A 17,598-nucleotide genomic window follows, 5' to 3' on the forward strand; every position below is an offset into this window, starting at 1 on the left:
CCCTCCGGGGGGAACGCTGGCCCGCGTGAGCACCGAGCAGCCGCTCGGCCCGCGCGGCAGCGGACGCCCCGCCGTCTACCGCGTCGACGACGACCAGGGCGCGCCGATCGGCCGGATCACGTTCAGGGCCGGCAGGCCGTCCCGGTTCGGCCGGTCGCGGTGGACCGTGGAGCCCGTCGCGGGTCCCGCCGTCCGCGGCTACCGGGGCCGTCTGCTGTGGTGGGCGGTGTGGTGGCCGCTCGGCCTGCCGGTCAGCCTGGTGTGGGCGGTCCTCTCGCTCCTGGGCGAGGGCGACGACGGGTTCGGCAAGCCCCGCAGGGTCGTCTGGCGCGACGGATCGCGCAGGGCGCACCTCGTCTTCCGCGGGATCGCCGACGAGTACAAGGTGCGGGCGGCGGAATGGGACCCGCGCCTCGTCGTGGCGCTGATCGGGCTGCACCAGTCGTTCGACCCGTCCGAGGGTGCGCCCTCCACCGGTTGGTACGAGACGGTCAGCGCGCCAGGTCGTGGGCCCAGCCCCTGGCCAGTTCGGTGAACGCGCGGGCCGCCGCCGTCTCGTAGGCGTTCTCCCTGCGCAGCAGCGTGACCGTGCGGGCGGGCAGCGCGGGGGAGAGCGGCACGGGGTGCAGGTGCGGGTGGTCGCGGGTCAGCGCGTCGGGCAGGACCGTGGCCAGCGGGGTGCGCCGGACGATCTCCGTCAGCGCGCTGATCGAGTCCGCCTGGACGGCGATGCGCGGCTGGACGCGGTGCCTGGCGAAGTGCGCGTCGATGTGGTCGCGGGTGGCGAAGCCGGGGCTGAGCAGCGCGAGCGGGCAGTCGGCGAGTTCGCGGACGGGTAGCGGGCGGGCGCGGCCCGCGTGCGGGTGGGCGTCGCCGACGACCAGGCCGAGCGTCTCGGTGAACAGGTCCGTGCCGGTGACGCCCGCCCGGTGCGGCCGTGGTCCGTCGAAGGCGATGCCCAGGTCGAGTTCGTCGGCGAGCAGGCCGCTCTCGATGTCGTCCTGGGACCTCTCCCTGACGTTCAGGGCGATCCCCGGGTGCCGTTCGTGCAGCCGGGCGGCGAGCGGGCCGACCAGGTAGGCGGTGAACGTCGGGGTCGTCGCCAGGCGCAGCGTGCCGCGCGAGAGGTCGGCCACCTCGCCGAGGGCGCGCTCGGCGGCGGCCAGGTCCTGGAGCGCGCGGCGGGCGTAGTGGGCGTAGGCGCTGCCCGCGTCGGTGAGCCGGACGGCGCGGCCCGTGCGGTCGAGCAACTGCGCGCCGACGGTCCTTTCGAGCTGCTTGATCTGCTGCGACAGGGTCGGCTGCGAGACGCGCAGCTCCTCGGCGGCGTACGTGAAGCTGGCGTGTTCGGCGACGGCGAGCAGGTAGCGCAGATGACGGAGTTCCGGGGCCATGCAGTAACTATAGATGTGGTCGATAGGAGTCATCTGTAGTACGTCTTGGACGCTATAGGTGCAGGTCATGCATGGTGGATCTCAGGCCGATCCCGCAGCGGAATCCCGGTGGGACCGGCCGCCACCGAAGGGAGTGACCACGTGACCACGCACGACCTCGGCGAGGGCGTCGCCCGATTCCAGCGCGACGTCTTCCCCGGCAAGGCGGATCTGTTCGCCCGCCTCGCGACCACGCACCGGCCCGGCACGCTGTTCATCAGCTGCTCCGACGCCCGCGTCGTGCCCGAGCTGATCACCCAGCGCGAGCCGGGCGAGCTGTTCGTCATCCGTACGGCGGGGAACCTCGTGCCTCCGTACGCCCCCGGCGCGGACGGGGTCGCCGCGAGCGTCGAGTACGCCGTCGCGGTCCTCGGCGTCGAGGACATCGTGGTCTGCGGGCACTCGGGCTGCGGCGCGATGACCGCGCTCGCCGAGGAGCACGACCTGGGCGCGCTGCCCGCCGTCGCCGACTGGCTGCGGCACGTGGGCGCGGTGCCCACGCGTGACGTGGCCGCCCTGGTGCGCGCCAACGTCGGCGCCCAGCTGGCCCATCTGGCCACCCATCCCTCGGTGGCCCGCGCCCTTGAGGCGCGGACGCTCACGCTGCGCGGCTGGGTCTTCGACATCGCCACCGGTTCGGTGGAGCACGTCGGCTTCCCACGTCGCCTCGCCAGTACGCCTGTTCACTCATAGGCCCCGCACGTCCATGAACACGAAAGGGAACACCCCCATGCCGCACGCCCAGTTCGACCCCACCGCCCGTCAGGCCCTCGCCGTCGCCGCCGTCGACGCCAAGACCCGCAAGGACCTGTCCTGGCAGCAGATCGCCGACGTGACCGGTGGCCTCTCCGTCGCCTTCGTCACCGCCGCCGTGCTCGGCCAGCACGCCCTGCCCGACCACGCGGCCGACGCCGTCGCCGAGCTGCTCGGCCTGGACGCGGACGCGGCGATGCTGCTGCGGACCATCCCGACGCGCGGTTCCCTCGGCGGCGCCGTCCCCACCGACCCGACGATCTACCGCTTCTACGAGATGCTCCAGGTCTACGGCACCACCCTGAAGGCCCTGGTCCACGAGGAGTTCGGCGACGGCATCATCAGCGCCATCAACTTCAAGCTGGACGTGAAGAAGGTCGCCGACCCCGAGGGCGGCGAGCGCGCGGTCATCACGCTCGACGGCAAGTACCTGCCGACCAAGCCCTTCTGACGGGCCGTAAGCCGCCGGGTCGGCGCTCAGTCCGTGACCGTGAACGCCACCTCGTGCACCGAGTTGCGCGATCCCGGCGGGGGCTGCACCCGGCCCGCGCGGTCCCTCGCCCGCGAGCGGACCGTGTGCGGTCCCGGTGGCAGGGCGCGCATCAGGTGGAAGCCCTGCCAGGTCGGTTCGGCGCCGAGGACGTCGAGGTGGGCCCGTTCCCACGGTCCTTCGTCGACGGAGACCTCGACCGAGACGACCTCCGTGCTGCTCCACGCCCGTCCCCTGAACACCTGGGTGCCCGGGCCGAGTTCGGCGCCGGGCGCGGGGGAGAGCAGCTTGCTGCTCACGTCGACCTCGCGCACCGGCTGCGGGGTGTCGTGGCCCGGCAGGACGCGCGTGTAGAACCGCGTGGTGAAGGTGTGCTCGGGGCGGGTGTCCGTGAGGACGATCCGGGTCAGCCACTTCACCGAGTTGGTGCCGAACATCCTCGGCACGACGGCCCGCAACGGGTAGCCGTGCCGGGGTCGCAGCGGCTCGCCGTTCATGCCGTGGGCCAGGAACACGTCGCGGCGCGCGGTGGCCAGGGGCAGGTCCTTCACGTACGAGACGTTGTCGTCGCCCTGGAACGAGCCGGTGTCCGCGCCCTCGAAGCGCACGTGCCGGGCGGAGGCGAGCGGCACCGCGCGGGCCAGGAGCGTGGCGAGCGGCAGGCCCGTCCACTCGATGTTCGTCACGGCACGCGTCGGCGTCTCGGGGCGGAACGGGCTGCCGAAGCACTCGTGCACCGCCGTGAGCTGCTCGGCGGGCAGCGCGAGCACGTCGGCGATGCCGATGCGGAACGGGCGCTCGACCAGGCCCTCCACCGACAGGGTCCAGGTGCTCGCGTCGATCTCGGGCACGCCCATGTGCGCGCGTACGAAGACGTTGTCCACCGGCGTCACGAAGTCGGGCCCCGGCGCGGGGTCCGCGAGGGAAGGGTCGCCGGGCGGTGGCGTGAGCGGGGCGGACGCCGCGGTCGGCGGTGCGGTCATCGGGTGACTCCCCTTCCGGGTCCCTCCGGTTCCGCCGCCGGGTCCGCCGCGCGGCGCTGCGGCATCGCGTCGGACGCCTTCATCGCCAGGACGAACAGGGCCAGCATGGCCAGAGACAGTGCGGTCGGCGCTATGAGCATGACGAGTAGTTCCCCCCGGTCTCCAAGTCCTGCGAACCTCAAGATCCTATGAGGGACAGGGCGGACCCGCCCAGTCCTTTTCGGCGCGAGGGACGTTCGTCGGGGTGCAGGGCGTGGTGCCTGTCGCTGCGTGTGGCGTGGGACCTGCCCTGGTGCCTGCCGCTGCGCGCGGCGTGACACCCACCTCGGCGCCCGCCGCGCCGACCGGCCCCTCGGCGCCCGCCGCGCCGACCGGCCCCCCGGTGCCCGTCGAGCCCTCGGTACCCCGGCACCCCGGCCCCCCCCGGCGCCCCGCGCCACCCGGCAGCCAGGTGAATCCGCCCGCCGCCCCCGCGAGCCGCGACCGCCCCGCGCCTCCGGCCCTCCCATGTGGTTCCGGTACGCCGTCGCATCCGGACCCCGAGGAGGTCCCTCCCGATGTCCCGCCCCAGACACGCGCCACGCGCCGTCCGGTCCGCTCTGACCGCGCTGTTGGTCACCGTGGGCCTGGCCGCCCCCGTGGCCGCCGCGAGTCCGCGTGAGCCCGTGCCCGGATCCGATCCCTGGGTGATCCGCACCGCCACCGTCGAGCTGCGCCGCGAGCACTTCTCCTACCTCTGCGACCGCCCCGAGGCGGGCCCGCCGCCCCGGCCGACGCTCACCTTCTTCCCGTACGACGTGACGGCCCAGGTCGTCGAGGACCACTCGATGGACGACGGCCAGGGCACCATCTCCTGGTCGGGGCACGAGGTCGGGCACCCGGACAACCAGGTGGACGTCGAGGTCAGCAACGCCTGTGCCGGGGACGACAGCGGCAAGCCCATCGTGCTCGAAGGATTCGCCGATCTCGGGGCCCGGGGCGCGTACGCCGTGCATCCCGCCGAGGGCAGGCCGAGCACCGCCGTCTTCGAGGAGTGGGACCTGTCGAAGCTGCCCAGGGACACCGAGGACGACGCGGTGGACTCCCAGGAGGCCGACGCGCCCCCGGCGCCGCCGCGCGGGCGCGACAGGAGCGAGCGGTCGCGGCCCGCCGTCGTCGACGTCCTGCTCCTGTTCACGCCCAAGGAGGCCGCGAAGGCGCGCGGTCACCGCTCGTTCCGGAGCCTGCGGGCGACGGCGTCCACCATCGAGACCCGGATGAACCGCGCCCTGTCCGACAGCGGGGTCCGGGCGAGCGTCGACGTCGTGCACGCCCAGGAGGTCACCGGCTTCAAGAACGCACGGGCCGAGTCCGACGCGGGCGCCATGCTCGACCTGCTCTCGAACCCCACGGATCGCCACGTCGGCGCGGAGGCGGCCGCCCTGCGCGAGCGGTACGCCGCCGACACCGTCATGATCCTCGCCGACAACGGCGGCAGCGGCATGGCCAACCGCCCCGACGACCCCGGGCCCGGCACCGCCGAGCAGGCCTTCGCCGTCGAGGGCCTCGAAGCCGTCTTCACCGACGGCGTCAGCCACGAGATGGGCCACAACCTCGGCCTGGACCACGACCGTTGGACGCTCGCCCACGACAAGTACGGCCGGGGCACGCCGAGTACGACCTACCCGTACAACACCGGCTGGATCACGCCCGACCAGAAGTACTCCACGGTGATGGCGTACGAATGGAACTGCGCGGCGGGCAAGAAGTGGTGCGACCAGGTCAACCAGTACGCCAACCGCACCAACCGCTACGGCGGACAGCCGCTCGGCGACAAGGACAACGACCAGGCGCGGGTGCTCAAGAAGACCACCCGGCTGGTCGGCGACTACCGCGTGCCCGCCGCGCCGCGCCCCCGGCACACCCTGACCCTCGCCGCGTCCCCGGCGCGCGGCGGCACCACCCGCGCCTTCGTCTGGGGCCCCTACAAGACGGGGACGCGCGTCGTCGTGCGGGCCTACCCGGCGGCCGGGTACGCCTTCGCGGGATGGACCCTCGACGGCACGCCGCACGCGAACAAGAGCCGCGACATGTCGCTCGCGATGAACGCGGGGCACCGGCTCGTCGCCCGCTTCACGGCGGGCTGCGCCAAGCCGCCCACCGGTGGCTTCCTCAAGAAGTGGACCCAACTGGGCGGCGCCAAGGGCCGGTTGAAGTGCCCGACGGGCGACCGCCGCGCGCTGCCGAAGGGCGGCGGGTTCCAGCACTTCCAGGGCGGATCGCTCTACTACTCGCCGAAGACCGGCATGCACCCGGTGTGGGGCGCGTTCCGCACCGCGTGGCAGAAGGGCGGCTGGGAGCGCGGCAGGCTCGGCTACCCGAGGTCCGGCGAGAAGCGGCTCAACGCGGCGGGCGACGTGCGCCAGTGGTTCCAGGGCGGCTCACTGACGTGGCACGCCAAGAGCAGGAAGGTCACGGCCTGGTACGCGAAGTAGGGAATGCCGGGGCGCCCCGCCAGGGGGCGCCCCCGACAGGGGCGCGGGGAGCTGCGCGACCAGCCCCCACGCCCCCGCACCCGAAGCCCGAGCTCAGCAGTTACCCCGCACCGGCCGACCGGCAAACCGCTCCGCGAGCCACTGCGCGGCGAAGGGCGACTGCGTGATCACCCCGCTCACGTGCTCGCCGACCGGCACCGTGTGCCACTCCACGTTCGCCCCCTCCCCGCACCAGTCCGCACGGACCCGCTTGCCCACCCCGTACGGAATGAGCTCGTCGGCGAGCGCGTGGTAGAGGTAGACCGGCGCGTCCGGCTTGTGCGTGCCGACCCTGGACTCCCGCAGGCGCTGTTGCCAGTCGGGCTGTTCGAGGGGGTTCTTCGTCGTCATCGACGCGATCGTCTTGAACGAGCCGAGCACCGCGCCGTCCGCCACGCAGCTGTTCTTCAGGGCGCCGACGAGCGCCTTGCCCGCCGGGTTCAGGTACGACTCCAGCTTCAGCTCGGGGAAGGCCGCGTTCTGGCCGATGGCCGCCATGAAGATCAGGCCCGAGCCGTACGAACCGTCGTTGAAGGCGGCGACCTTCTCCAGGTCACCGGGGACGCCGCCGGTCGCCGTGCCCTTGACGTCGAGGTCGGGCGCGTAGGAGTCGTGCAGCTCGGCCGCCCACGACGCGGCCTGGCCGCCCTGCGAGTAGCCCATGATGCCGACCGGGGAGTCCTCGCCGAGTCCGGCCTCGGGCAGCCGGATCGCGGCGCGGGCCGCGTCCAGCATGGCCTGGCCCTCGGCGCGGCCCACCGTGTAGGTGTGGTCGCCCGGCGTGCCGAGCCCTTCGTAGTCGGTGACGGCCACCGCCCAGCCGCGCAGGGTGAGTTGCTGGATGAGGTTGGCTTCCAGAGCGGTGCCCTTGGGGAAGCCCGCGCTGGGCGCGCAGCGGTCGGCCACGCCGACGGTCCCCACGGCGTACGTGATGAGCGGGCGCGGCCCCTTCCTGCCGTCCCTCGGCACGATGACCGTGCCGGAGACGGTGTTCGGCTCGCCCTTCGCCGTGGTCGACCGGTAGTCGATCTTCCACGCGTCGGTGTTCGTCGGCTGTCCCGGCAGGGGGTGGAAGCTGCTCGGCTCGGAGTTCACGAGGTCGCCGGGGGACAGGGCGTCCCCGGCGACCGCCGACGCGCCCGTGCCCGGTTCGGCGTGGGCCGAGGTGAGCGGGGCGATGACCGAAAGGCCGAGCGCGGCGGCCACGGCCAGGGCTCTGCGGCCGGTGCGGGTGTGCATGCGGCTCTCCCAACTGTCTGCTGTGCCTTGGCTGTTCCTTCGAGGCTCTGCTGTTCCGTCGAAGAACGTAGTGACTCATGAGTAAGTAACGGGCTGACCGGGACGCTCACCTTCGTTGACCCCGGCACGCAGGTATCCAGGCGGGCGGCACGGCGCTACGTTCACAGAGGGGGAGCCGCGGGCTCTGGAACGAGTGGGGGTGGTGGCGGTGCTCGACGACGCCATGACAGCGCTGGCGGCCGCGGGAGCATCGGCCGTCGTGCAGGCCGCGGGAACGGACGCCTGGACAGCCGTGCGGGACGCGGTGGCCCGCTGGTTCGGCCGCGGCGACGCGGCGCGCGAGCGGGCGGAGCTCGCCAGGCTCGACCGGACGGGCACCGCGCTCTCGGCCGCCGACGGCGAACTCGGCAGGCGGCTGCGGGACGACGAACGGATCTCCTGGCGCACCCGCTTCGAGATCGTCCTCGACGACCTGGACGGCACGGTCCGCCAGGAGCTCGGCGACGAACTGCAGTCTCTGGTGGATGAGTTGCGGCGGGCCATCGCCGAGCGGGCGCCGCACGTCGTGCAGGTCTCCGCGTCGGGGCCCGGCGCGCAGGCCGCCGAGCACCTGGTGACCTACGGCAACGCGATCAACATCGACAAGATGTACGGGAACCTGGGCCTCGACCGCCCTTCGTCGCCGGATCCGACCGAGGGCTGAGCGGACCGGCGGGCCCGAGGCCGCTCACGCGGCGCAGCCCGCACATCGTCGGAGTGCTGCCCCAGGAGGCGCACTGTTTCCAGGACCGCGGCGCGGGCAGACGGCTCGCCCGGGAGATGGCAGGAGGCGGCACCGCCGTGCTCGGCCAGGTGCTCGCGGGCACCGGTGGCGTCGGCAAGACCCAGCTCGCCGCCCGCTACGCCCGTGACCTGCTGCGCGACCGCGAGATCGACGTGCTGCTCTGGATCACCGCGGTCAAGCGCAAGGCCGTCGTCGACGCGTACGCGCAGGCCGCCGAGGAGCTCCTCGGCATCGTGCACGCCGACTCCGAGCAGGCCGCCGCCCAGTTCCTGGCCTGGTTGCAGCCGCGCGGGACCGGTTCCGACGGGGAGCGGGGGCCCGGCTGGATGGTGGTGCTCGACGATCTGGCCGACCCCGTCGACCTGCTCGCCGACCCCGCCGTGCCGCACATCGGCCTGTGGCCGCCCGCGGGGCCGCACGGCAGGACGCTGGTCACCACGCGGCGCAGGGACGCGGTGCTGACCGGGCACGGGCACCGCTGCATCGACGTCGGCCTGTTCGCCAGGGACGAGTCCGTCGGCTACCTCACCCAGGTGCTCTCCGGTGCCCGCCGCGGGCCCGGCGCCCGTACCGCCGACCACGACGACTGCGTCGCCCGGCTCGCGGGCGACCTCGGCGATCTGCCGCTCGCCCTCTCGCAGGCCGCCGCCTACCTCCTGGAGACCGAGCTGAGCTGCGCCGAGTACCGCGCGCTGCTCTCCAGCCGCACCCGGAGCCTGGCCCGTCTCGTACCCGAACGCGGCATGCTCCCCGACACCCAGAGCGTCAGCGTCGCCGCGGCCTGGTCCCTCTCCCTGGACCGGGCCGACCGCATGCGGCCACGCGGTCTCGCGTCGCCGATGTTCGAACTCATCGCGCTGCTCGACCCGAGCGGTATCCCGGGGGCTGTGCTCACCGGGGACGTGGCCCGCGCTTATCTCGCCGTGCGGCGGGAGCGGGGAGACAGGGGCTTGGGCGGGGGCGGTTGGGATGAGGGTGGTGCGGGTGCGGGTGCGGGCGCCGAGGGGGCTGTCGGCGGGGGTGCGGTTGGCCAGGGCGCGGTTGGTGAAGGCGTGGTGGGGGCGAGGGGCGGCGGTGAAGGTGCTGGTGGCGAGGGAGTCGTGGATGAGGAGGATGCCGTCGAGGCGCTGCGCGCCCTGCACCGCATGCACCTCATCGACTACACCCCGGCCGTGCCCCACCAGGCCGTCCGCGTCCACCAGCTCGTCCAGCGCAGCATCCGCGAGTCCCTGACGCGCGACCGCGTCGACGAGGCGGCAAGGACGGCAGCCACCGCGCTCTCGTACGCCTGGCCCGAGGTCGAGCGCGACACCGCGCTGAGCGGCGCGCTGCGCGCCAACACCGATGCCCTGCGCCGCGTCGCCGAGCCCGCGCTGTGGGGCGAGGGGGCGAGCAAGGTGCTCTTCGACGCCGGGAGCAGCCTGTCGGACGCGGGCCGTTACAGCGACGCCAGGGACTACTTCGAGGACCTCGCCGAGCAGGCCGCCCGGCGCCTCGGGCCCGACCACCGCGACACCCTGGAGGCCCGGCTCCACCTGGCCGACCTCTGGGCGCTCACCGGGCACCCGGGCGAGTCGCTCGCGGCGCTCCTCGCCCTGCTCGACGACTACGAGCGGGTCTGCGGGCCCGACGACATCGACACCCTGCGGGCCCGCCACGAAGTGGCCCACGCGCGCGGCCTGATCGGGGACGTCTCCGGTGCCCTGATGGGCTTCGAGCAACTGCTCGTCGACCTCCAGCGGGAGGTGGGCGACGACCGGCCCGAGACGCTGAGCGCGCGCGGCTTCCTCGCGCTGTGGTGGGGCGAGGCGGGCGACACGGCGGGGGCCGTCGCCGCCCTCGAACAGCTCGTCGCCGACCGCGAGCGCGTCCTCGGCCGCGACCACCCCGAGCCGTTCAGGGCCCGCCACAACCTCGCCCGCTACCGGGGGCAGGCGGGCGACGCGGCGGGGGCCGTCGCCGCGTACGAGGAACTGCTCGCCGACCGGGAACGGGTGCTCGGGCCCGACCACACGGAGACGCTCGGCAACCGGGGCGAACTCGCCTACTGGACGGGGGAGTCGGGCGACTCCGCAGGCGCGCTCGTCCTCTTCGAGCAACTCCTCGTCGACATGCACCGGGTGCTCGGACCCGACCACATCGAGTCGCTCGCGGCCCGCGGCAGCCTGGCGTACGACTGGGAGCAGGCGGGCGATCTGCCGGGCTCCGTCCTCGCCTACCGGCAGCTCCTCGACGACCTGCTCCGTCTTTTCGGACCGCACCACAGCCAGACGGCGACCGGTGCCACGAACCTGGCGTCCGTGCTGATCACCCGGGGACGCCAGCACCTGCGCGAGGGCCGGGCGATGGCCCGCGACGGCACAGCGCGGCGAGATCACCACAGGCCACCGACACCCGACGCCGAACGGAGAACTCCCATGCCGGAAGAGACAAGCCCACCGCGCCCCGCGAGGTTCGAGCAGGCACTCGCCTGCTTCCACGAGGCCCGCGACCTGACCCATCCCGAGGAGTCGCCGGGTGTCTACGGCGTCATCCTGCACGACATCGCGGACACCTACCGCGACGCCCGCGACCTCAAGGAGGCCGTCGAGTACTTCCGGCAGGCCGTCTCGTACAAGCTGCGCGCCGACAACCCGAGCGACCTCGCCACCACCATGACCGCGCTGGCCAACACCCTGGTCTCGATGGGCGAACCGACCGAGGCGCGGGACGTCCTTGAGCAACTCCTCGCCGAGGTCCCCAAGATCGAGGAGGGGGAGCGGCGGGCAGCGGTCCTGCACAACATCGGCCTCACCTACGAGGAGTTGGGCAACCTCGGCGTGGAGGGCGCCTACCAGGACGGCATCGCGGCCTACCGCGAGGTGCTCGAACTGATCGACGGCGAGGCCGACCCCGGCTGGTACGCCTCCGTCCTCAAGGACATCGGCGACGCCTACGAGGCGCAGGACCTCCTGGCGCAGGCGCACGCCTCGTACGAGGACGCCGTGCGGTACACGCGGCGCATCGAGGGGGCGTCCGCCTCGCTGATCACCGTCCTGATCGCGCTCGGCAGGGTCAGCAGGCGGCTCGGCAAACTGGAGGGCGAGTCGGCGGTGAACGGCGCGGCGGCCACGCTCGGCGGTGCGGCCGCTGTCGTCAACGGCAGGGTGATCGAGGACGCGGCGGGGGCCGGGGCCGAGGCGGGCGAGCGGGATCAGGAGGACGTGCCGCCACCGGCTGACGGCATCCCGCCGCTGCCGGACGCGCCGCCGCCGGACTCGCGTCCGGACTCGCTGCCGGACTCCCCTCCGGGTGAGGGCTCGTAGGCAGGGGACGCAGCGCCGGGCGCCGGGCGAAGGGGGCGTTCCGTCCGGTAGGCGCCCGGGGTCGTGCCCGTCCAGCGACGGAACGCCCGGTGGAAGGCGGTGTCCTCGGAGAACCCGAGCCGCGCCGCGAGCACGGCGATCGGCTCACCGCCCTCCACCAGGCCCGCGATGGCCGCGTCGCGCCGCACCGCGTCCTTCAACCGCTGGTACGACGTGGCCTCCTGGGCGAGCCTGCGGCGCAGCGTCGCCGGGCTCACGGCGAGCCGCGCGGCGATCTCGCCGAGCGAGGGCAGCCGGGGCGAGGTGCGCAGGGCGCGGGCGAGCACCCGGCCCACCTGCTCGGCGACCGTCGTGCCGTACTCGTGCCGGGTGAGCAGTTCGAAGGGCGCGCGGCGCAGCATCTCGTCGAGCGCCGCCTCGTCCCTGACCAGCGGCGCGGCCAGCCAGCGCGGGTCGAACCCGGCCCCTGTCCGCGCGGCGCCGAACCGCACGGGGCAGCCGAAGAGCAGCTCGTACTCGTCCTTGTGCGGGGGCGGCGGATGCCCGAACTCGGCCCAGCGCAGCGGGATGCGACGGCCGATCAGCCAGCTGCACAGCCGGTGCCAGATGATGACGAGGCACTCGGCGAGGAAGTAGTCCTGTTCGAGGTCGTTGCGGACGCCGAAGACGGCGTCGTCGGCGCGGCGTTCCAGGACGAGGTCGGGGCCGCCGGGGAACAGGCCGTAGAAGGCGACGCCCCGGCGTACGGCGGCGTCCAGGTCGCGGCAGCCGAGCGAGGCCCTGCACATCATCGCGAACGTCCCCGGTCTGCTCGCGGCCGATCCGAGGCCGAGGAACTCGTCCTGGGTCGCGCGGTACAACTCCCGGAACAGGCGGGTGAACTGGGGCGCGGTGACCCGGGCCCTGTCGTCGCCGAGGAGCAGCGGTGGGATCTCCGCGCCCCGCAGCAGCGGCACGGTGTCCACGCCGCGCCGCTCGGCGCCGCGCAGCACGGCCCGTACGTGGTGCACGGTGATCGTCCGCCTGGCCATGTCACGACGTTAGCGCCGGGAAGGGCGGCCCGACACACCGCGTCGCTGAGCGCGCCGGTCAGTGGTGCTGACGTTTCCCGTCATCCCGGCGGCCGGACCCGCTCCCTAGCGTCGTACGCATGCAGCAGACGCGGAAGGACCCACCGGCACCGGCCGAACTGCCCGCCACCCTCGCCCTGTTGGCCGAATGGGCGGCCGCCCGGCACGGAGCGCTGCCCGCCCTGCGCTTCCGCCGCGAGGGGCCGGGAGAGGGGGCGGGGAAGGACACGGCGTGGTCCGAGCTCTCGTACGACGGGCTGCGGGACGCCGTACGCCGGGTGGGCCGCGCCCTGATCGCGCTCGGCGTGCGGCCCGACGACCGCGTGGCGATCCTCGCCGAGACCCGACCGGAGTGGACCCGCACGCACTTCGGCGTCCTGGCGGCGGGCGCGGTCGTCGTCCCGGTCTATCCGACGGCGGGCGACGAGGAGGTCGCCTGGGTCCTGTCCGACTCCGGCGCGACGGTGGTGATCTGCGAGGACGCCGCGCAGGCGGCGAAGGTGGAGCAGCTGCGGGGCCGGCTGCCGGGGCTGCGGCACCTGGTCCTGATGGGCGAGGAGCCGGATGAACTCGCCTCCGAGGAAGACTTGTTGGAGCGGGCCACGGCGCGGCGCCCCGGTGACCTGGCCACCATCATCTACACCTCGGGCACCACGGGCCTGCCCAAGGGGTGCCTGCTCACCCACGGGAACCTGCTCGCCGTGCAGGGCGCCACGCTGCCGCTGATCGACGGGGGGCCCGGCGACTCGACGTACCTCTATCTGCCGCTGGCCCATCTCCTGGCCCAGCTCATCGAGTTCACCACGCTCATCGACGGCGGGGCGCTCACGTTCTACGGCGGGCGCGTCGAGAACGTCGTCGCGGAGCTGGCCGAGGCGCGCCCCACCCATCTGCCGTCCGTGCCACGGCTCTTCGAGAAGGTGCGGTCCGTCGTGCTGTCCCTCGCCGAGGCCGAGGAGGGCGGCCGCGAGCGGTTCGACGAGGCCGTGCGCATCGGGGTGCTGGCCGCCGACGGCGTCCTGCCGCCCGAGCTCAGGGACGCCCACGAGGCCGCCGACAAGGCGCTCTACGCCCTGGTCAGGCAGGCGCTCGGCGGCCGCGTCCGGTGGGCGCTGACCGGTGGCGCGCCCATCGCCCCGGACACCGTCGACTTCCTGCGGGCCTGCGGCATCGCGGTCTACGAGGGGTACGGCATGACGGAGTCGGCCGGGGCGCTCACCCTCAACCACCCGGGCGCGGTGCGGTACGGGACGGTCGGCCGCCCCCTCGACGGCGTCGAGCTGCGGATCGCGGACGACGGGGAGGTGCTCGCCAGGGGCGCCATGGTCTTCCCCGGCTACCACCACAACGAGGCGGCGACGCGCGACGCCGTCGACGCCGAAGGCTGGCTGCACACGGGTGACCTGGGGGAACTCGACGCGGACGGCTTCCTCACCATCACGGGGCGCAAGAAGGACCTCATCATCACCTCCGCGGGCAAGAACCTCACGCCTTCGCTGAGCGAACTCGCCCTGCAGAACTCGCGGTTCGTGTCGCGCGCGGTGATGGTGGGGGACCGCAGGCCCTATCCGGTGGCGCTGATCACGCTGGACGCGGAGGAGGTCGCCGGGTGGGCCGCGCGGACCGGCGTGCGGCTCGGGGACGGTCCGCCGTCCCGCGACCCTCGGGTGCGCGCCCTGGTCCAGGAGGCCGTGGACACCGCCAACGCCGCCGTCTCGCGCCCCGCCCGCATCCGCGGATTCGCCGTACTGGACGAGGACTTCACGGTGGAGGGCGGCCTGCTCACACCGAGCCTGAAGGTGCGCAGGAAGGCGGTGACGGAGCGGTACGCGGAGGTGGTGGAGGGCTTGTACGGGGAGCGGGGCGCGGCCTCGGCCCCGGCTACTGGACCCCGGCCAGACGCAGCAGCGCCGTAGCCGCGGCCGCGCCCACCACGACCACCGCGAACGGCGCCCTGCGCCAGGCGAGGACCCCGCCGACGAGCACACCGGCGGGCCTGGCCCACCCGGCGAACCCCTGCCCCTCGGTGAACGCGCCCGTGGCGAGCAGCGCGACGAGCAGGACGGTGGCGCCCACGGTCAGCAACTCCTGCATGCGGGCGGGCAGTTCGACCCGTCCGTGCAGCACGGGACCGGCCAGGCGGAAGACGTAGGTGCCCGCGGCGAGGGCGAGGACGCAGGCGAGCGTGGCGTTCACGAGGCACTCCCGGAGGTGGCGGTACGGGGGCGTCGGGGGTCGCGGCGCGCCGCGAGCAGACCGAGCAGGGCGAGCAGCACGGGAACGCCCGCGGGCAGCAGCGGCGCCGCCACGACGGCGATCACCGCACCGGCCGCCGACGCCCGTCGCGCCGCGCTGTCGGCGCGCAGCGCGGGAAGCACCAGGGCGAGCAGCACGGCGGGGAACGCCGCGTCGAGCCCGAACCGGTCCGTGTCGCCGAGCGCGGATCCGGCGAGCGCGCCCGCGAGCACGCTGAGGTTCCACGCCGCGAACAGGCCGATGCCGGATATCCAGAAGGCGGCCCTGCGCTGCCTGGCGCCGCTTTGGGCGAGCACGAACGCGGCCGTCTCGTCCGTGATGAGGTGCGCGCCGATGAGCCGCGCGGTCCAGGAGCGGCCCAGGTCGTCGGCGAGGGCCAGACTGAACGCGGCCGTACGGGAGTTGAGGAGCAGCCCTGTCGCCGCGGCGGCCACCGGGCCGCCGCCCGCGGTGAGGATGCCGACGGCGCTGAACTGGGCGGAGCCCGCGTACACGAGCAGCGACATGAGGACGGGGACCCAGACGGGAAGCCCGCCCGCGACGGCGATGGCGCCGAAGGGGACGCCGACGACGGCGTCGGCGAGCCAGACGAGCGCGATGTCGCGCAGGACGCCGGGGGGCAGGTGGGAGACGTGAACGAGACCGGAGCACGATTCCTCGCCCTCGCCCTCGCCCTCGCCTTGATACTCACCCCCGTTCGTTCGTCGTGTCGGGTCATCTGTTCGGTGTGACGAACGCATGCGTCGTAGGATGGGTGGAGCGGGGCGTGTTCGTCAAGCCGAACGATCGGTCCCCTACAGCGAACGCACGGGGAGAAACAGGAGCGAACGACGTGACGACCGACGGGTCCCGCATGCCCCGCGAGTGGGTCGCTGCCGCGCTGCGCCGCGAGCGGGCCAGGGCAGGCATCTCCCTCTCCGAGCTGGCCAAACGGGCGGGCATCGCCAAGTCCACGCTGTCCCAGCTGGAGGCGGCCACCGGCAACCCCGGCATCGAGACGCTCTGGGCCCTCGCGGTGGCGCTCGGCGTCCCCTTCAGCGTCCTCGTGGAGTCACCGGCCCCCGCGGTCACGGTGATCCGCGCGGGTGAGGGGCCCTCGATGCGCGCCGAGAACTCCTCGTACGTGGGCACGCTGCTCTCCGGGGGGCCGACGGGGGTGCGCCGTGACATCTACCACGGGGCGCTGGAGCCCGGCCCCGCCCGCGAGTCCGAGCCTCACATTCCCGGGTCGGTGGAGCACGTCATCATCAGTACGGGGCGGTTGCTCGCGGGGCCGCGGGGGGAGGCGGTGGAGTTGGCGGCGGGTGACTACATGTCCTACCGGGGGGATGTGCCGCATGCCTATGAGGCGCTGGAGGCGGGGACGACGTTCGTCCTGGTCATGCAACACGTGTGAGGCTTTGCTGGGGGGCGGAGGTTCGTCTGCGGGTGGGTGGGCGCTGCCCGCGCCGCCCCTACGTCCCTGGAAGCGCGCGAGCCCTCCGTCCCGGCCTAAAGATCGCGCAGTTCCCCGCGCCCCTGAGCGGTCCGCGCCGCCCCTGCGCCTCTGGAAGCGCGCGAGCCCTCCGTCCCGGCCTAAAGATCGCGCAGTTCCCCGCGCCCCTAAGAGGTCCGCGCCGCCCCTGCGCCCCTGGAAGCGCGCGAGCCCCACGCCCAGTTCCCCGCGCCCCTTAATCGCCGCGCCCGGGGGGGGGCTTTAGGGGCGCGGGGAACTGCGCAATCTTTGAGGCGCGCGGGCAGCGGCGAGCAGCCGTTCAGGGCGTCAGGGGCGCGGGGAACTGCGCGATCAGCCCCCGCCGGCCCGCGGACGGCGACGAGGCCGGATCAAGGCTTCCGGGGCCTAGAGGCCAGCAACTGCTCGCGCAAAGCCGTAAGTTGATGCGACGTATCAACGGCGCGCCCCTCATCCAGCGTGGTCAGCGCCAGCAACACCGCATCGGCGACGACCAACGCCGTCAGCGCCTCCGCAGTGATCCCCGTCGGCGTATGCGGCGCGGTGAGGACCGCGTCGACCCGGCCCCCGTACAGCTCGGCCAGCTCGTCCGTCATCAGGACAACCCTCGCCCCCACCGCCCGCGCCCGGTCGACCAGCACGGAGATCTCCGCCAGCGCCCGCCCGGGCTGGAAGACCACCACCGCGTCACCCTGCCGGATGCCGAGCAGATGGTCGGCGAGCGCGAACCCGGTCGCGCCCACGTACCGGGCGCGTCGCCCGATCCTGCCCAGCGCCAGCGCCATGTGCCGGGCGGCGAGTTCGGACGCCGCGACCCCGTAGCAGTGGATCTCGGCGGCCTCCGCGAGCACGCCCACCGCGTCCCGCAGCGCGTCGTCAGGCGTGAGGCGCCGCGCGTGCTCGATGCGCTCCTGCGCCTCGTCGAAGACGTCGCCCCAGATGTCGCCGAGGTCCCTGCCGACATGGGCGATGCGCTGCTTGAGGCGCACCTCGGGCGCCACCGCCGAGGTGAAGTCCGACGCCAACTCCCGCTTGAGGGCGGGGAGTCCGGCATAGCCGAGGCGCTGGAGCGCGCGCACGACCGTCGCGTTGCTCGTGCCGCTCGCCGCACCGAGCTCCTGCGCGCTGGCGAAGAGCAGCGACTCGGGCGGCGCGCTCGCCAGGTACTGGGCGACCGCGCGCTCGGAGGCGGAGAGCGCCTCCCACTGGTCGCGCACGGCCGCACGCAGCCGGTCCACACCCGCTGAGCTCTCTGAAATTTCCATTACGGCTGTTGACTCTCGTGTGATGACGGTTACTCTCCTGGGCAACGCATTCCA

Annotated in this window: 16 protein-coding genes; 8 read left to right on the top strand and 8 right to left on the bottom strand. The window is 73.6% G+C overall.

The window, feature by feature from the left end; genetic code table 11:
- Positions 1–25 precede the first annotated feature (25 nt).
- Positions 26–535, top strand: a complete 510-nt coding sequence (locus KY5_RS23465; RefSeq protein WP_098244105.1) for a hypothetical protein — start codon at positions 26–28, stop codon at positions 533–535.
- Here the strand turns inward: KY5_RS23465 and cynR are convergent.
- Positions 492–1,394 carry a transcriptional regulator CynR gene (gene cynR, locus KY5_RS23470; RefSeq protein ID WP_098244106.1) on the bottom strand — a complete coding sequence of 301 codons (903 nt, stop codon included), beginning with the start codon at positions 1,392–1,394 and terminating at the stop codon, positions 492–494. The genes KY5_RS23465 and cynR overlap by 44 nt on opposite strands.
- Positions 1,395–1,535: 141 nt before the next feature.
- Here cynR and KY5_RS23475 point away from each other — a divergent pair, with 141 nt between their 5' ends.
- Together KY5_RS23475 and cynS are read left to right on the top strand one after the other, a co-directional pair.
- Complete coding sequence (locus tag KY5_RS23475; RefSeq protein WP_098244107.1) at positions 1,536–2,126, top strand: carbonic anhydrase; 591 nt, start codon at positions 1,536–1,538, stop codon at positions 2,124–2,126.
- A gap of 37 nt (positions 2,127–2,163) precedes the next feature.
- On the top strand, positions 2,164–2,637 hold the full coding sequence (gene cynS / locus KY5_RS23480; RefSeq protein ID WP_098244108.1) for a cyanase: 474 nt from the start codon (positions 2,164–2,166) through the stop codon (positions 2,635–2,637).
- Positions 2,638–2,663: 26 nt separating this feature from the next.
- Here cynS and KY5_RS23485 read toward each other — a convergent pair whose 3' ends face one another.
- Positions 2,664–3,659 carry a molybdopterin-dependent oxidoreductase gene (locus tag KY5_RS23485; protein ID WP_098244109.1) on the bottom strand — a complete coding sequence of 332 codons (996 nt, stop codon included), beginning with the start codon at positions 3,657–3,659 and terminating at the stop codon, positions 2,664–2,666.
- Positions 3,656–3,799, bottom strand: a complete 144-nt coding sequence (locus KY5_RS41880) for a hypothetical protein (protein ID WP_159072590.1) — start codon at positions 3,797–3,799, stop codon at positions 3,656–3,658. The genes KY5_RS23485 and KY5_RS41880 overlap by 4 nt, the downstream gene beginning before the upstream one ends.
- Positions 3,800–4,216: 417 nt before the next feature.
- Between KY5_RS41880 and KY5_RS23490 the strand changes: the two genes are divergently transcribed.
- Positions 4,217–6,133 (top strand): InlB B-repeat-containing protein, encoded by a 1,917-nt coding sequence (locus tag KY5_RS23490; RefSeq protein WP_098244110.1) that lies wholly within the window; start codon positions 4,217–4,219, stop codon positions 6,131–6,133.
- Between the two features lie 93 nt (positions 6,134–6,226).
- Here KY5_RS23490 and KY5_RS23495 read toward each other — a convergent pair whose 3' ends face one another.
- On the bottom strand, positions 6,227–7,411 hold the full coding sequence (locus KY5_RS23495; protein WP_098244111.1) for a lipase family protein: 1,185 nt from the start codon (positions 7,409–7,411) through the stop codon (positions 6,227–6,229).
- A 202-nt stretch (positions 7,412–7,613) separates the two neighbouring features.
- On the opposite strand from KY5_RS23495, the gene KY5_RS23500 reads away from it, so the two are divergent.
- Together KY5_RS23500 and KY5_RS23505 are read left to right on the top strand one after the other, a co-directional pair.
- Entirely contained in the window at positions 7,614–8,114 is a 501-nt protein-coding gene (locus tag KY5_RS23500) for a hypothetical protein (RefSeq protein WP_199843196.1), read from the top strand.
- Between the two features lie 53 nt (positions 8,115–8,167).
- On the top strand, positions 8,168–11,500 hold the full coding sequence (locus KY5_RS23505; RefSeq protein WP_098244112.1) for a tetratricopeptide repeat protein: 3,333 nt from the start codon (positions 8,168–8,170) through the stop codon (positions 11,498–11,500).
- On the opposite strand, the gene KY5_RS23510 is transcribed toward KY5_RS23505, so the two are convergent.
- A complete protein-coding gene (locus KY5_RS23510; protein ID WP_098244113.1) occupies positions 11,389–12,531 on the bottom strand; it encodes an AraC family transcriptional regulator in 1,143 nt (380 codons plus the stop codon). The two genes, KY5_RS23505 and KY5_RS23510, sit on opposite strands and share 112 nt — an antisense overlap.
- A 119-nt stretch (positions 12,532–12,650) precedes the next feature.
- Between KY5_RS23510 and KY5_RS23515 the strand changes: the two genes are divergently transcribed.
- On the top strand, positions 12,651–14,486 hold the full coding sequence (locus KY5_RS23515; protein WP_098244114.1) for an AMP-dependent synthetase/ligase: 1,836 nt from the start codon (positions 12,651–12,653) through the stop codon (positions 14,484–14,486).
- Here KY5_RS23515 and KY5_RS23520 read toward each other — a convergent pair.
- Both KY5_RS23520 and KY5_RS23525 read right to left on the bottom strand, forming a co-directional pair.
- Entirely contained in the window at positions 14,452–14,766 is a 315-nt protein-coding gene (locus tag KY5_RS23520; protein WP_098244115.1) for an AzlD domain-containing protein, read from the bottom strand. The two genes, KY5_RS23515 and KY5_RS23520, sit on opposite strands and share 35 nt — an antisense overlap.
- Positions 14,763–15,566 carry an AzlC family ABC transporter permease gene (locus KY5_RS23525; RefSeq protein WP_098244116.1) on the bottom strand — a complete coding sequence of 268 codons (804 nt, stop codon included), beginning with the start codon at positions 15,564–15,566 and terminating at the stop codon, positions 14,763–14,765. Before KY5_RS23525 ends, KY5_RS23520 begins: the two co-directional genes overlap by 4 nt.
- A 113-nt stretch (positions 15,567–15,679) precedes the next feature.
- Between KY5_RS23525 and KY5_RS23530 the strand changes: the two genes are divergently transcribed.
- A complete protein-coding gene (locus KY5_RS23530; RefSeq protein WP_098247430.1) occupies positions 15,680–16,222 on the top strand; it encodes a helix-turn-helix domain-containing protein in 543 nt (180 codons plus the stop codon).
- A 428-nt stretch (positions 16,223–16,650) separates the two neighbouring features.
- On the opposite strand, the gene KY5_RS23535 is transcribed toward KY5_RS23530, so the two are convergent.
- A complete protein-coding gene (locus KY5_RS23535) occupies positions 16,651–17,544 on the bottom strand; it encodes a MurR/RpiR family transcriptional regulator (protein ID WP_098244117.1) in 894 nt (297 codons plus the stop codon).
- Positions 17,545–17,598: the final 54 nt, after the last annotated feature.

The organism is Streptomyces formicae, from assembly GCF_002556545.1.
GTDB lineage: Bacteria > Actinomycetota > Actinomycetes > Streptomycetales > Streptomycetaceae > Streptomyces > Streptomyces formicae_A.

Bases quoted from the DNA above. Each gene is read 5' to 3' on its own strand.
- KY5_RS41880 (WP_159072590.1), bottom strand. From the start codon at position 3,799: ATGCTCATAGCGCCGACCGCACTGTCTCTGGCCATGCTGGCCCTGTTC.
- KY5_RS23485 (WP_098244109.1), bottom strand. From the start codon at position 3,659: ATGACCGCACCGCCGACCGCGGCGTCCGCCCCGCTCACGCCACCGCCC.
- KY5_RS23510 (WP_098244113.1), bottom strand. From the start codon at position 12,531: ATGGCCAGGCGGACGATCACCGTGCACCACGTACGGGCCGTGCTGCGC.
- KY5_RS23530 (WP_098247430.1), top strand. From the start codon at position 15,680: ATGCCCCGCGAGTGGGTCGCTGCCGCGCTGCGCCGCGAGCGGGCCAGG.
- KY5_RS23535 (WP_098244117.1), bottom strand. From the start codon at position 17,544: ATGGAAATTTCAGAGAGCTCAGCGGGTGTGGACCGGCTGCGTGCGGCC.
- KY5_RS23515 (WP_098244114.1), top strand. From the start codon at position 12,651: ATGCAGCAGACGCGGAAGGACCCACCGGCACCGGCCGAACTGCCCGCC.
- KY5_RS23495 (WP_098244111.1), bottom strand. From the start codon at position 7,411: ATGCACACCCGCACCGGCCGCAGAGCCCTGGCCGTGGCCGCCGCGCTC.
- KY5_RS23525 (WP_098244116.1), bottom strand. From the start codon at position 15,566: ATGCGTTCGTCACACCGAACAGATGACCCGACACGACGAACGAACGGG.
- KY5_RS23490 (WP_098244110.1), top strand. From the start codon at position 4,217: ATGTCCCGCCCCAGACACGCGCCACGCGCCGTCCGGTCCGCTCTGACC.
- cynS (WP_098244108.1), top strand. From the start codon at position 2,164: ATGCCGCACGCCCAGTTCGACCCCACCGCCCGTCAGGCCCTCGCCGTC.
- cynR (WP_098244106.1), bottom strand. From the start codon at position 1,394: ATGGCCCCGGAACTCCGTCATCTGCGCTACCTGCTCGCCGTCGCCGAA.